Source organism: Arthrobacter sp. 4R501 (assembly GCF_002929755.1).
GTDB lineage: Bacteria > Actinomycetota > Actinomycetes > Actinomycetales > Micrococcaceae > Arthrobacter.
Genome location: NZ_PJIW01000023.1, coordinates 61,715 through 75,809, shown reverse-complemented (window position 1 = coordinate 75,809; position 14,095 = coordinate 61,715). Strand labels below are relative to the sequence as shown.

General features: G+C 61.6%; 13 protein-coding genes. 8 read left to right on the top strand and 5 right to left on the bottom strand.

The window, feature by feature from the left end; all coding sequences use genetic code 11:
• Positions 1-270 precede the first annotated feature (270 nt).
• From CXR02_RS19370 to CXR02_RS23070, 4 genes are all read left to right on the top strand, one after another.
• The gene (locus CXR02_RS19370; protein ID WP_104063466.1) at positions 271-1,320 is read left to right on the top strand and encodes a 2,3-butanediol dehydrogenase; all 1,050 of its coding nucleotides are present in this window, start codon (positions 271-273) and stop codon (positions 1,318-1,320) included.
• Between the two features lie 315 nt (positions 1,321-1,635).
• Positions 1,636-2,571, top strand: coding sequence for a helix-turn-helix domain-containing protein (locus CXR02_RS19365; RefSeq protein WP_181037294.1), 936 nt, complete (start codon positions 1,636-1,638; stop codon positions 2,569-2,571).
• Positions 2,572-2,847: 276 nt separating this feature from the next.
• A complete protein-coding gene (locus CXR02_RS19360) occupies positions 2,848-3,816 on the top strand; it encodes a nitronate monooxygenase family protein (RefSeq protein ID WP_104063464.1) in 969 nt (322 codons plus the stop codon).
• A 112-nt stretch (positions 3,817-3,928) separates the two neighbouring features.
• Positions 3,929-4,063 (top strand): hypothetical protein, encoded by a 135-nt coding sequence (locus CXR02_RS23070; RefSeq protein ID WP_258061131.1) that lies wholly within the window; start codon positions 3,929-3,931, stop codon positions 4,061-4,063.
• 34 nt (positions 4,064-4,097) lie between these two features.
• Here CXR02_RS23070 and CXR02_RS23320 read toward each other — a convergent pair whose 3' ends face one another.
• Positions 4,098-4,379, bottom strand: coding sequence for a hypothetical protein (locus CXR02_RS23320; RefSeq protein WP_368784606.1), 282 nt, complete (start codon positions 4,377-4,379; stop codon positions 4,098-4,100).
• 1,797 nt (positions 4,380-6,176) lie between these two features.
• Here CXR02_RS23320 and CXR02_RS19355 point away from each other — a divergent pair.
• Both CXR02_RS19355 and CXR02_RS19350 read left to right on the top strand, forming a co-directional pair.
• On the top strand, positions 6,177-6,986 hold the full coding sequence (locus CXR02_RS19355; protein ID WP_258061130.1) for a metalloregulator ArsR/SmtB family transcription factor: 810 nt from the start codon (positions 6,177-6,179) through the stop codon (positions 6,984-6,986).
• Between the two features lie 35 nt (positions 6,987-7,021).
• Entirely contained in the window at positions 7,022-7,534 is a 513-nt protein-coding gene (locus CXR02_RS19350) for a hypothetical protein (protein WP_104063462.1), read from the top strand.
• 146 nt (positions 7,535-7,680) lie between these two features.
• Here the strand turns inward: CXR02_RS19350 and CXR02_RS19345 are convergent, their stop codons facing one another.
• A complete protein-coding gene (locus CXR02_RS19345; RefSeq protein ID WP_104063461.1) occupies positions 7,681-8,379 on the bottom strand; it encodes a YafY family protein in 699 nt (232 codons plus the stop codon).
• Positions 8,380-8,452: 73 nt separating this feature from the next.
• Between CXR02_RS19345 and CXR02_RS19340 the strand changes: the two genes are divergently transcribed.
• Positions 8,453-9,193, top strand: a complete 741-nt coding sequence (locus CXR02_RS19340) for an alpha/beta fold hydrolase (protein WP_104063460.1) — start codon at positions 8,453-8,455, stop codon at positions 9,191-9,193.
• A gap of 91 nt (positions 9,194-9,284) precedes the next feature.
• On the opposite strand, the gene CXR02_RS23315 is transcribed toward CXR02_RS19340, so the two are convergent.
• Complete coding sequence (locus tag CXR02_RS23315; protein WP_368784607.1) at positions 9,285-9,494, bottom strand: hypothetical protein; 210 nt, start codon at positions 9,492-9,494, stop codon at positions 9,285-9,287.
• Here CXR02_RS23315 and CXR02_RS23065 point away from each other — a divergent pair.
• Entirely contained in the window at positions 9,453-10,202 is a 750-nt protein-coding gene (locus CXR02_RS23065) for a type II toxin-antitoxin system death-on-curing family toxin (RefSeq protein WP_368784605.1), read from the top strand. The two genes, CXR02_RS23315 and CXR02_RS23065, sit on opposite strands and share 42 nt — an antisense overlap.
• Before the next feature lie 565 nt (positions 10,203-10,767).
• On the opposite strand, the gene CXR02_RS19330 is transcribed toward CXR02_RS23065, so the two are convergent.
• Both CXR02_RS19330 and CXR02_RS19325 read right to left on the bottom strand, forming a co-directional pair.
• Positions 10,768-11,181, bottom strand: coding sequence for a thermonuclease family protein (locus CXR02_RS19330; protein WP_181037293.1), 414 nt, complete (start codon positions 11,179-11,181; stop codon positions 10,768-10,770).
• A gap of 1,578 nt (positions 11,182-12,759) precedes the next feature.
• Complete coding sequence (locus CXR02_RS19325; protein ID WP_104063458.1) at positions 12,760-14,043, bottom strand: benzoate/H(+) symporter BenE family transporter; 1,284 nt, start codon at positions 14,041-14,043, stop codon at positions 12,760-12,762.
• Positions 14,044-14,095 lie beyond the last annotated feature (52 nt).

Genomic DNA, 14,095 nt, shown 5'->3' with positions numbered 1-14,095 from the left:
GAGGCCTCCAACAAGTACCCGAACTTCGCAACCGACGCCGACATCCTGACCCCGGCCTGACCAGCACCACCACCGCCGGCCCGGGAAGGACAGCCCGCCAAGCCATCCTTCCCGGGCCGCAGGCGGCCGGCTGCTCGTCGTCGGTGACGACCGCGCTGCCGAGCCCGTAGGGCGAATAGGCCGCGAACTCGCCAAATTCGGACTCAACGAGTTCGCGAACAAGAAACTCATCCGCATCATCTGAGACCCGACACAACACTAGGAGACTCCATGCGCGCAGCAGTCTATTACGGCAAAAACAAACTTGAAATCGAAGACGTACCGGAACCAACCCCAGGCGAAGGCCAGGTGAAGATCAAAGTCAGCCGCAACGGAATCTGCGGCACCGACCTTCACGAATACTACGACGGGCCGATCTTCATACCGCCCACGGACCCTCACCCGCTCACAGGCCGATGCCTGCCCCTGACCCTGGGCCATGAATTCTCTGGTGTAGTCACCGAGATCGGCCCAAACGTCACGGATATTCGCGAGGGCGACCGCGTCACCATCGAGCCCATATATCGCTGTGGTGAGTGCCGACCGTGCAGGACCGGCCACTACAATCTATGCAATGTGATCGGCTTCCACGGGCTGATGGCCGACGGCGGGATGGCAGAATACACGGTCGTGCCCAGCAACCAGGTCCATAAACTCCCCGACAGCGTCTCGCTGGAGATGGGAGCATTGGTCGAACCGATGTCCGTCGCCTACCACGCGGCCACGCTCGGTGAAGTCAACGATCAGAGCAGGGCGCTGATCTACGGCGCAGGACCCATCGGCATTGGCCTATGGTTCGCCCTGCGCGGGATGGGCCTGACCGAAATCGACGTGGTTGAACCATCCGAGACCCGCCGCAGGTCCATCGAGGCACTCGGCGCACGCACCCTGGACCCGACCAAACAGGACGTGACCGCCCTCATCGCTGACCGGACCAACGGCAACGGAGTCGACGCCGCATTCGACGCCGCCGGCGTAGCCCCCGCAGTGCAATCAGCCCTCGAATGCCTCGGCGAACGCCGCCCCCTGATCAGCGTCGCAATCTACGAAAAACCCCTCCCCACCCCCCTCATCAACCTCGTGCTCCGCGAACGACGCATCCAAGGCACCATCTGCTACACCGCAGCCGACTACTCCGCAGTCATCAAACTCATGGCAAAAGGCCACTACAACACCACCGGATGGGTCGATGACGTCCCCCTCACCAACGTCATCGACCAAGGATTCGAACAGCTCCGTGCCGGCCAAAAAATGAAGCTGCTGGTGGACCCCACAACGTAGTCTCCCCAGATCGCTTGTAGCGTGGCTGACTGCGCCGAAGGCTGGCTTTGCATATGCAAGTCCAGCCTTCGGCTGTCCCCGGAATTCTGATGAATCCTTATGCGTTCGCCGTAAAGGCGCCGGACTCGCCAGTCGCGGCCTTACCCTGCTCCTCAGTTCAGAGGACTTCAACTTACGGCCATGGTTCCGCTGGAAAGCCCGACTAACAGGACTCCGATTCGAACTAAATCGACCGGAACAAATGGATTCTGTGCACCGGCAACAGCCCGCTTAGCGGGACGATCCATCAACGCAATGACGCGAAGGAACACCAAGATGTCGAATTCCATTGAGGAGCAAGTCTCTCTCTTCAGCGTTGTGCGAAGAGCGCTCACCTCAACGGAGGCGGCCCTCGAAGGGACAACGACTTGGCTCGCCATCACAGACGCCAATGGAAAGGTGACTTACGACTGGGCGGCGGAACCGAGCCTCCGTCGGCATCTTGCGCGGGCAGATGTCAGCGAGGGTGCCGACTTGGCCCAGCGTTCTGCGGGCAAGAATGGAGTGGGCGTCGCGCTTGCGACCCGTGCCCCCACAGTCGTCCATGGCACTGACCACCTGGATGAGCGCATGCACAAACTTGTTTGTGCGGCGAGTCCAATCCTGCATCCCATCACTCGAAAGTTGCTTGGCGCCGTAAACGTCACGTCACTTGCTGGCGAGCCGAGCCCACATCTAAAGATTGCACTCAATATGATGCTGAGTGGGATACAGGACTCCCTGACGCGTCTCTCGTGCGCCCGCCACCAGCGGCTCCTCGATGCACACATGCGGGTCAAGGCGGGTACGGGAGCGGCCGTCATTACTCTGGACCGCCACACGATGATCGCCGAAGACGGTCTTGGCGGATTGTCACTTGACCGAGAGCAGTTGTGGAGCTTTGTCGAGGAAGCCGGACCGTATATTAGGGAATTCGTCCTACCGATGGGCATTCGAGCGCAAATTGTCCCCGTGGTGCCGCCGCAGACTACGGAGGGTTGCTCGTTAGTACTGAGCAGACTTGATCTCGCAGGCCTTGCACGTTCGGTCGCAAGGGGTTCAGCCGCTCCGAGGGTAGTAGTTCCGCCGGCCCTAGGTCAGCTTGAACGGGCGGAGCGGGAGGTTATTGCATCTGTGCTGCGTGAGTGCCTTGGGAACAAATCGGACGCCGCAGAACGACTGCGAATCTCGCGCGGAACGCTTTACGACAGAATCCGCCGGTACGGACTGTGAGGACGATCCAATCAGAGCTTCACCGTGCAGTCGACACTAGTAAAAGGCGCACTAAGGGGAATCGGGCATCTGTCCAGCCGGAGCGGTGAGGGAAGGTTTCCCTCACTGCTGCCGGTAGAGTCGGGGATCCGAAGCGGGATTGAGCAGATGGCCGTGACGCCGGCCAACCGTGCAGCATGGAACTTCGTCCGGAACACCTATGGAACTTGAGGGACCAGAGCGGCCCGCCAGCGTTGCGGGACATCTCCGCTTCGTGGCCCCGGAAGGAATTCAGTCATGAAAACACGGGCAACGACCATTCTTGGCATCGAACATCCCATAGTTCAGGGCGGCATGCAGTGGGTGGCCACTGCCGAACTGGCGGCTGCTGTCTCCAACGCCGGCGCGCTCGGCGTCATTAGTGCGCTCACAACCGGCTCACCTGAAAATCTGGCACGGGAGATTCGGCGCTGCCAAGACCTGACAGACCGGCCATTCGGAGTGAATCTCACCATCCTGCCGTCCATTATTCCGCCTCCCTACGAGGAGTACCGCGATGTAATTGTGAGCTCAGGTGTCCCCGTCGTGGAGACCGCCGGGAACAACCCGGGTTCATTCGTGGAAGTATTTAAGGCGAACGGGATCACCACCATTCACAAATGCACCAGCGTGCGGCATGCACTTAAAGCCGAGTCGCTGGGGGTGGACATCGTCAGCATTGATGGGTTCGAATGCGCCGGTCATCCTGGCGAGGATGATGTTCCAGGGCTGGTCCTGATTCCTGCTGCTACAGCCCTGCTCCGAATCCCGGTGTTGGCCTCCGGAGGCATAGCCGACGGTCGAGGCTTGGTCGCGGCGCTAGCACTCGGAGCTGACGGGATCAGCATGGGGACGAGGTTCATGTGCACCTGGGAATCCCCGATCCACTCAAGGATCAAGGATGCGATTGTTGCGGCTACTGAGTTGGACACAGAGCTCATATTCCGCCCCCTGCGCAATACCTCACGTGTAGCCAGCAATTCCGTCAGCCGCCAGGCAGTGGAGGTCTTGGCCAATGGCGGAGTCTTCGAGGACGTTAGGGAACTGGTTGCCGGTGCACGAGGCAGACGGGTCTATGTGGAGGGCGATCCCGAGCATGGTGTTTGGACCGTAGGTATGGTCCAGGGGCTGATCCACGACGTGCCAAGCTGCGAAAAGCTGGTAGCCAGGATTGTTCGGGATGCCGAGGCCCTGATCGATTCACGCTTGGGCGCTCTTGCACGATGAATTCAGCGCCCTCGCCGTCGCCGGATGCCACTGATGAACAGCATCCGGCGCCTCGATGCGGGAACGGGGGCACGCTGCTCAAGGCAAGAAGATCCGACAGAGAAAGTTTGAGATGATCTCAGTAGCAGATCCCCGGCCTGGTGCTGATCCAGTAGAGCCCGGGGATGGGCTGATGCTGACAGCACTCAACAACGACGTGCTGGTGATCGCTCTGAACGACCCGGTCCGCGCCCTGGTCCTTACTTGAGCAGACGGAGCGTTCAGCTCGGGCCGGGACCCCGCTACGATGCCGCCCGCTCGTGGAGGGTCACGAAGCCACAGTCGGCGGCGCTGATCCGCCATTGTTCTGGCAGAGGGTCGGCCTCCAAAGTGCTGCCGTCGTCCACCGGACGGCGACATATCCCAGGCTGTTCAGGGCTGAGAGGGTTCGTGCATCCGTTCCCATAGGGGAAGCGGAAGGATGGGCGAGGATCCGCGCCGACAGCCACGCTGGCCGGCTCGGCTCCGAGGACCTGCTGGGCAATCAGCGAATCGGAGAGACTGGTGAAGCCGGGGTGGGTCATCGAGTGCTTGGCTACGCGGTGGGGGTGCTGTCACCGGGGGTCTGTCCACTTCCAGGAGTTTGAGTCTCAGCCAGGCGAGGTGCGGGCGGCGAGGGCGACGCGGTCGGCGATTACGCGGGGGAACTCGTGACCGCTGGCGGAGAGGTCTCCGCAGGTGGAGCGGAAGCCGGCTGGCTGCCAGGCTGGGCCGCGATTACCACGATGAATCCGATGGGGACCGCCACCAGCACAAGCGCCACCACGACGGCGACCACGCGCTATCGTCCGCCGCCTACTGATGTGGCAGTGCCGACGCCGAGCAGGACGACGGCTGCAAGCCAAGTCCCGACGTCAATTGTAACGGCGACCATGCACAGGGCCAGGGCGTGGACGACCTTACCGCCGGCGCGCAATGGTTGCTGCCGATCCGGAATGGGGGCGGATATTGACAACCTGCCACCTCAAGGGGTGCAGTGCCGCGGGTCATGCGTCTGTCAGTCGATCGAAACATGAAAACGGCTGAAGGGAGGTGGAGTCGCTATGAAGACGCCAGAGACCAAGAGCGCAGCCTGGCTTGCACAGGAATCCCGCATCATGCGCAGGCATGACCCGGTGGTCCCCGCGCGTGGACTGAACCGTCCCGGCTCATTTTTCTCAGAACAACAAAGCGCCGCACCGCTCGACGCGGGGTACGGCAGTCAGCCTAATGTCTATGAAAAGGAGAAGTCGGGTGTGGACAATGTCCACACCCCGGGCTTCGGATTGGGTCGTACTGGGGTCGGATCGTGCCGGATTCCGCATGTTTCCGCGGGAGCCTAGTGTTTACAAGGGCTGGAATGCAGTTCGAGTCCCACCTCGGGCACGTGTTTTCCCTGGTCAGGGGCTTTTTGGTGTTTCTTTGTGTGGACAGTGTCCACACTCTCGCCTCTGATCTGATTTTCCGGGTGTATGGGGTCCCGGATAGACCTGTTCGGTTGTGGGGGAGCAGCGGCTGACTACGGCGGACCGCGTACCGCCCTGTGGGGCTTCTTTTGGGTGTTCATTCCTTGTTCGTCCTTCCCTTGGGTTTTCGCGTTCACCACTTCATGGTGGCCAGGGCCGCGTGCAACATGACTTGTTCACTATTCTTTAGGTCGACTGAGGGTTGCGGCCGGTCCGGAATGTCCGCTCTGATACCTGTTCTTGCAGGAATGCGGAGGGAACGGCATAACATGGCCACTGATCCGGAGCTGATCATGAGCTCGCTGAGCCTGGCCAGGCTGTAGGCGGAGCCGGACTCGAGGGTGATCTGCAGGAACCGGTGGGCTTTGCTGCCATGGCCTTCCCAAAAACTATTCCGCCGCTGCAGCCATCGTTTCCCGTCACCGCCGCATCCGGCTTCTGGGTATCCGGCATAGCCGTCCTCGCTGTTTTGGGGGTGTGAGCTGGCCTCCGGATTCAAAGCCAGCAACCCCCGACGATCTCGGCCTCGCCGGCGTCAACGCATGCTGGGCGAGCAACGCGGCGACGACCCAGACCGGATCTTTACCGATCGCATGTGCGTTCGCGGCGGTCCTTCGTGGATACGAGGGCGTGTCAGATGAGGAGTCCGGTCCGTGACGTTGAATGTACCGTTACCCCCGTCCCCGGGCACTTTTGCGGGCGGGTCTTACGGGAATCGACCGGCCGCGGAAGTGTGGCGATCGTGATCTGGAAATTTTGGGTGGCGCTTTCGCCGGTGCGGGACCGGCGTACGGGCACCAGAGGTTGGACCACCATGGGCGTCCCGATCTATCTGGCCCTTGACGTTAGGCAGGCAAGTGCCTGCATAATGATCCTGTGAGTTCTGATGACAGAGAAATGGATTCGGTCTTCAAAGCGATGGCCGACCCAACCCGCCGGCTACTGCTTGACCGTCTGCGCGAGCATAACGGTCAGTCGTTGCGCGAGCTGTGCGAACGCCTGGACATGAAGCGTCAGTCAGCCACCCAGCACATGGACATCCTGGAAGAAGCCAATCTGGTGATTGTCGTGCGGCGTGGACGCGAACGACTCCACTACCTGAACCCGACGCCGATCCAAGAGATCGAGCAGCGGTGGATCGCAGAATTCGACAAGCCCCGATTGCGAACGATGAATGCGATCAGGAACCAAGCAGAGGAGAGCGCCATGAGTACCGAACCTGTCCCCGTCCCGACCTATCTCTATGTCACCTATATCCGGGCAAACGCTGAGCAGGTATGGCAAGCCCTGACGGATGCAGACGTGACCGCACAATACTGGGCCCACGCGAACGTTTCAGATTGGCAGCCAGGCTCGGCTTGGGAACATCAACGCATCGATGGATCCGGGATCGTCGATGTCGCCGGACGCGTGATTACGGTCGAACCTCCCACACGCCTGGTCATCACCTTCGATGATGCTCCCGACGACGAATCCCCGAGGGAACCATCCGTGGTGACCTTCCTCGTCGAACCGCACGAGGACATCGTCCGGCTCACCGTGACCCACGAGAATCTTCCTAACCGGGAGATGCTGAACGGTATTTCCCACGGCTGGCCGGCCGTGCTGGCGAACCTGAAATCCCTTCTGGAAACTGGCGAGGTACTCCCACAAGCACCTTGGGGCATGTCACCCGCGCACACCTAGAACATGCACCACGACCGCAGAAAGCCGGAGACGCAATGGACACCACCCAACTTCGAAATGCCTACCAAACACTGTTCGACGCCGCCTCCACCGTGGCGGATGCAGGCGAAACGCGCTGCACACCGCATGACGGAGGATGGAATGCCGAGCAGATCCTGGCCCACGTCACGCTCGTGAACGCGACCACCATCGCGGCAATATCAGCCGTGGCCGCGGGGATCAACACGACGTACGACAACCGCATCGCTCTCGATACATGGACCATCGGGCGCGTCATCACCCTGGCCGGCGGCACCACCGGACTTCGCGACCGCATCCGCGCCCAAGCAGATGCACTGTGCACACTGACCGGCCCCACACTGAGCGAGCCCGAACTCGACACGATGGTGCCCAGCAGGCTCCTGTCCAACAACGAAGTCCTGGTCGATCAGCCCGTCCCCTTGAGGGAACTCATCACCGGACTGGCAGCCGTAGAGCTACCCGGGCACACCCAACAACTCCTCGACCTACTGCCAAGAAGTGCACGGCCTACACGGCCTAAAGGATAAGGAACCAAGCCGTTCACCAACACCACGGACGACTGCGGTACGCGGTGGCCATTTGCGTTCAGGGATCCCCGACAGGACACTTTGGGGGCGGGTCTCGCACGGCGATGCAGATCAGCTGTACTGACCGGAGAGGTTGATTGAGTGACTCACTCGCCCCGACTGTGGACCGGTCTGGCGTTTGCTGGGGGTTTTCCGACCTCGTGGATGGTATGGCCGCCGCAGGCCGTCTTGGTTAAGCTGGCTCGCTCGATGCGCGAGACGGTGAACCATCGCATTGCGTTGCGCAGTCGGCACCACCCAACTAGGTACCACTGGCCGTTCGTGGAGGCGAACAGCACTGGCTCAACGTCGCGGGTGGTCGTGGTCTCGTCTCTCGATGTGTAGCGAATGCGGATTACTCGCTGCTCGGCCATCGCTTCCTCCAGTGCTGACTTGATTGCGCGCGAAGAGGAGGGAAGCGCGTTGACCCAGACGCGGTGGGCCAGTTCGTCGGCTCGTGCTCGGGTTTTGGGATCGAGGACGTCCAGGATCTTCTGGATACTTGCTGCTGCCAGATCGGCGTAGGGGGCGTCGGGTGCAGCGGACACGGCTGCCATGAGCGCCACGGCCTGCGCTGGGGAAAGGCTGACAGGCGGCAGGGACGCGCCTGTAGCCAATCCGTAGCCACCGCCCGGACCTGGGCGAGACCATATAGGCGCGCCGCTGTTTTCTAACGCATCGAGGTCTCTCTTGATTGTGCGCACGGATACCTCAAACTCTCTTGCCAACCGTTCGGCGGAAGCGCCCCGCGCGCGGCTGCGGCGCAACATCTCGGATAGAGCATGGAGCCGTTCGACTCGCTTCACAGTTCAGACCCCGGCAAATTCATGACATAAATAGTGACATACCCTTGTCCGTAGTGCCTGCGAGGGTAGTGACATGACAACTACCACAAGCAGTCCGCCCATCATTCTCATCGCCGGCCACTGGCTGGGCGCTTGGGCGTGGGATGAAGTCCTTGAACACCTGACACCCGACCACTCGCGTGCAATCGCGATGACACTGCCCGGTCTCGACGGGGACGATCCCGAGCGTGCGGCGAAGACTCTCGACGATCAAGCCGCAGCGGTCCTGGACGTCATCACTCAACTCGGGGTCTCCGAGGATCAGCCCGCAACTCTCGTCGCTCACAGCGGGGCGAACGCCCCCGTTAGCCTGGTCCTTGACCGACACCCTGAGCTTGTCCATCGAGTGGTGTGGGTCGACTCCGGCCCTACGGCGACGGGAAGCGCCTTCGCCCCAGACCTCCCGGAGGGGGTGGAGGAGCTTCCGCTGCCGTCCCTCGACGTGCTCGCACGGCAGGCGAGCCTCGAAGGCCTGAGCGCAGAGGTCCTCGAGCGTTTTCGGGCCCGGGCCGTCCCTGAGCCCGGTCCCGTGCTTCGTCAGCGCGTCGAGCTCACGAACAATGCCCGCCGCAAGGTCCGGACCACCCTGGTGTGCTGCTCGATCCCGAGCGCGCAGGTGCTAGAGCTGGCCCGTGCAGGCCATGCCATGTTTGCCGAAGTCGCGAACATCGAGCACCTCGACGTCATTGACCTCCCGACGGGGCATTGGCCCATGTGGAGCCGTCCCCGCGACCTCGCCAAAGCCATTCAGTCAGCGGCCTCTCGAACCAACTGAATTGCACGTACAACCTGAAGGGGTCAGCCGAATCCGGCTGGCCCCTTTCCGTCCGCTAGCTGGTCGGCCATCATGCACGAATTGGGATCCCTCACCGGACGCGCTCGTACTCCTCGATCACTACTCCGGAAGCGAACCTTCGCGCGCTGACCGCGTGGAAGGAGGCCGGCTGAAAGGTGACGCCTCCAAACAGAGGGACCCCGGCAGCGAGGGCAATGGGGTTGCGCTTGAGGATCAGGCGGTCAATCTCAGGAAGAAGATGCCCGGCCAGGTCTCCGCCACCGCAGAGGAAGATGCCCAGCCCTTCCTCTTGCCTGAGTTCCTGGACAGTTGTCAGCGCATCGCGAGTGAAGATGACGGCCGGATCAGTGGCGTCTTTCGTGCGTGTCGCCACAAACTCGCGCAGGTGTGCGAATGGGCGTTTGATTCAGATGCGCTGCAGGTCGTTGGCCGGTACGGGTTCCATATCCGCGACATCGGTCTCCTGGCCTCGGCTTTGGCCCGGCCTGCAACGACAGTCTTGGGCGTGGAGGCCTATCCGCAGTTGCCGATGAAGGCGGCTTCCCTGCTGGAGTCGGTGGCGCGGTTCCATCCGCTGATCGACGGCAACAAGCGTACCGCGTGGACGCTGATGGTTCTGATGCTGTGGATCAATGGCTATCGGCATGACTTCAGCACGGATGCGACGTTTGATCTCGTCGTGGGGGTGGCCGCGGGCGATGTCTCTCTTGAAGTCAGCGCTGGATGTGGGGTTATTTGTCTCCTTCTCTTGCTTGTCATGGTGGCCTTGGTTGGCCATCACTCCTTCATGGTTACGGGTCGTGTTGAGGACATGACCTTGGTGTGGTTTCCCGAGTCTTTTTTCGCTGTGTCTCGCTTCTTTCTGTCGTCTGGGGGAGCGGGAACGTGGCTTTTTGTCCGGCCAAAGGGGTGTGCACATTGTGCATGCCTGTACACGTGGGGTCGTTCACCTTGCAGCTTGGTCCTTTTCTGGACTGTTTTCGGTTGATACGACTTCATGCGTACGAACACAATGTGCGACATGACGTGCGGCAAAACCGATGTCCGAAGCGTCGTTTGGTGCCTCGGCTGCCCTGGTGGCCATCTTGTGAGCCCCTTCCGCTTACGGTCCGTTCCTGGTGTCACATGTTCATGCTCTTTGGCAGCGCTTCGGGCATGAACTACGGGGGAATCCGGGTGCGAAAGCCGGACCAGCCGGCGACGAGGTTGCGTCGAAGGCATGGAACGGCGAACCAGTCGGCCTTGGAGAGCGAGGTGTGTGGGACTGCGCCTGCGCCCCACGAACTGACACAGTGTTGCTGCAGGTCAGGGGCATTCAGTCCGACTGTGTGTACAAATTTCTGCAGAAGTGTAGACACGCGCAGGGGGCCGCTCCAAGAACACATCGCTCATACGCTTGTCCGCCGGGAGCTCATCCGTGTTGGCTCCTAAGCAGGCAACAGGGGTATTTGGTTGGCGTTCGGCAGTCGTCTGTGATCGAAAATATCAGACGTGGTTCCGCGAAAATTGAGGTCGCCATGGGCAGCGTCACCGCTAATCGAGGAATGCTGATTTCAGTTTGTGTTGCCTGCACACGTGGCTGGGCTCCAAAGGCCTCGTTCGGAGGTGCGGGCGGGCTGTTCGGCCTCGCGGAAGCTGTCCTGATACTTATAGGGGGACTCATAGGTGTATTCGTGGGCGAAGCCTTCGACCACCAGTTTTTCATTGACGAGCACGGCCTCAGCTTGCCAGACGTACGCCAGCGTGCGGCCGTAACGGTCCTGTCGGCTCTGGCTGGGATCGTATTCGAGCCAGACTTGGGTTCCGTCCATGAGTTCGGTGGCTCGCCGGGATGCTTCGCGTCCGAAGCATTGGACAGTTTTCCGGGGAGCGCTGACTTCCGGGGTGTCGATGCCGATGAGGCGGACGCGGGTTGATTGGCCGTTGATGGTGACTCCGATCGTGTCCCCATCGGTGACGGAGGTCACAAGAAAGGGTCCTACCGCACTGGTTGGGCGGGTTGCCCTGATCCCGTCGTCGTCGGCAGTGGTTGGATCCGGGCCATTCCCCTGTAGGGAGCACCCGGCCAGCGAGATGGAAATGACGGCGGTTTGGTGATGCGCCAAGCTGACCGTTTTAGGGCGGTCACTGGATCAGGTCTTCAGTCGCAACAGTCGGGCCAGATTTGATCTCCGTCCTGAAGCCCGTTGCCGGGGGCCCACGCCTGAGAAACCGTGGGTGCAGTCCACCGCCCCGTATTGGGGTAGCTGATTCGTGTCGACGCATTGGCTTCGCCCGTGCGCGAGGGGCCGCCGGGGGCACGGGGCGCTGCTATCCGTTTCATGTCACGCTCCTGCGGTGAACCGCGGCGCTACCGCCGACGACGGAGGCGACGTCCGGGGCTGGTGCTTGATTCATGGCTTCTCCTGCTCCGCGCATTTGACTTGGTGCATGCTGCTCCCGCGCTCGGTGCGGCTGGTGTGCTGCTGGCTTAAACCATCCCGCCGGTGGATCAAGACTTCCCCTAGTTTTCCATAGTTCGCTTGAAATTCTTGGGCAGGGAAAGGAAAGCATCCTGGGCACGGCGGTCGTACGGCTGTCAGCGCGAATACCGCCTCACTCGTGGAGTTTACGGAGCCGGCCAGGCCCAAGCGGATTGTCATTCCTGTCTATGACCGTGACCACAGAGTTGTACATGACTTGAGCGTTAGCGCGTGGCTGGCCGCGTCAGCGTTTTCACCAGTCCCGCGGATGATGTTCCGCGTGAAGCTCCCTAAGCACCTCCGCCGCATCACCAAAGATCAAACTCAGCAACTTCTGTGACCCTCTATCAGTCGATGAGGGATCCGGATGCCGCCGCGACAAAGAGATATCGGCGGCTTGCCGCTACGCGGCTGCTGGGTCGGCCTCATCTGCCGGGGTTAGGTGTTCCTTGAGTTCGGTGATGAAGGCCTTGAGGTTCAACGGCACTGCCACGGACGAGGTCTGCTGTAGGTCCTCCATGGGTCTCCTCGGGCCCCTTCAGTTCCGCTTCATCATCGGTAAAGCCATCTTCTCTGGAGCCGTCGTTCGTTACCCGTTACCGTCAGTCCAGGGGTTGTTGTGACCCGGGCGGTGGTCAGGGTTGAAGCGATAGGCTTCTGTGTCCGAGATCTCCCCGGCAGCTCAGAATCTGGAAGAAGGCAGCAGCAAATGTTGTCTTATCGACACGGTGCAACATTGTGTCTTGATTCGGCTGGAGGATAGTCTTCATTTCCTCAGGCCTTCGGGCTTGTGAATGGATCTATTCTTTTGGCGGAAATAGATGGCCAAGTTCTGGTCTGCGTCCGTGCCCGTGAAGGAATGCGGCGTCCAGACGTCCTGGTTGGGTCGGTTGGTGCCATCCCCGGCCGGTCTGGGTTTCTTGGCGGGATTAGCCAGGCCGAGCTAGTGGTTCCGTATCGTGGCCGTGCCTGCGGTAGTTACGTCAGCCCAGCGCCTCCGCAGCTTCAAGAGCGGCCTGGCTGGAGTGCAGCGGCGACCACAGCGTGTTTGCGGTGATGGACCGAGGGGGTGGCACGGCTCCGTCAGGTCTCCGCGTGGTCCTGCCGCTCAAGCAGACGCGATAGGCCGTAGCCGATGAGGACGCCCCAGAATGCGGCATGGACGTTGAAGAGGTCCAGGCCGGAGATCGTGACGACGAAAGTAACCAAGGCTCCCAAGGTGAAGTTCGTGGCGAAAGCGGAAACGAAGGCCTGTTGGAGGGCACGCAGCATGGCGATTCCCCCCAGGGCCAGAACGAAAGCTTGGGGCGTGGCCAGCATGAGGCGGGTGAGCATTGGAGCCAGCAAAGCGCACAGCAGGGACAGTAGTCCGTAGACCACCGCGGCCGTGTACTGGCGCTGTTTCTGCCCGGAGGCGGTCAGAAGGGCGTTGGTAGGTCCAGTGACACAGGCGGAGACCGCGCCGTGCGTGGCGTTGAGCAGTGAGAACACGCCGGAGGTCATCGCGGAGACATTGATCAGAGGGTTGTGTCCTGCGGCCCGGAGCACAGCAGCGCCTTGTCCGTTCTGAACCACGAGGACCGTGAGTGCCAGGGGGATCACTAATTCCAGTTGGGCGGCCCAAGTGAACGCGGGGGCTGTGAACACGGGCATGGCCAGGATCGGTCCGCCTTGGGACATCGCGAACCGGCCACTGAGCACAACGGCGACGACGCCTGCCGCCAAAGTACCGAGTACCGGAGGGAGGCGTCTGCCTAGGGAGGGCACGGCGGTGAGTACAAGGAACGCCAGCACCATGGGTGCCGCCACTGCGGGGTCGGCCCGTGTGGAGGAGACGATGTCCGTCCCGAACCGAAGGAACACGGCGGCGACCATGGCCATGACGATCGGAACGGGGATCGCGGCCATGATCGGACGCACTACTCCGGACGAACCAAGCGCGAGAATCAGCACACCGGCGGAGAAGAACGCCCCTACCACCTCAGGAAACGACAGATGCTGCAGCGACGGCCCCAACAGCACGGTCCCTGGGATGGACCAGGCGAAGCCCAACGGCTGGCGATAGATCAGTGACATCACCAGGGTCGCCGCGCCAGCGGAGAGGAACATGGCGAAGACCCACGACGCGAGCTGGGCCTCCGTCAGTCCGCCGAGCGACCCGACAGTAAGAGTGACCGCTACCGGCCCGGACGCGGAGAAAGCCAGTCCGACAAGCCCGTTCGAGGCGTAGTGTGGGCCGATGTCCCGCAGGATGTCGCGTACGCCGGCCGGACGGAGCTGGGGCCGTTCTAAGCGTGGTTGGGCTCCATGGACCGGGCCAGGCCGTGATCCGGTGGTCACCGGCGCGGTCCTTGGGAAGCGGGGCATGATGTCTCCTGAGCGATGGCGGAGGTGGGGTCCTGGTGACTACAAAGGCCGC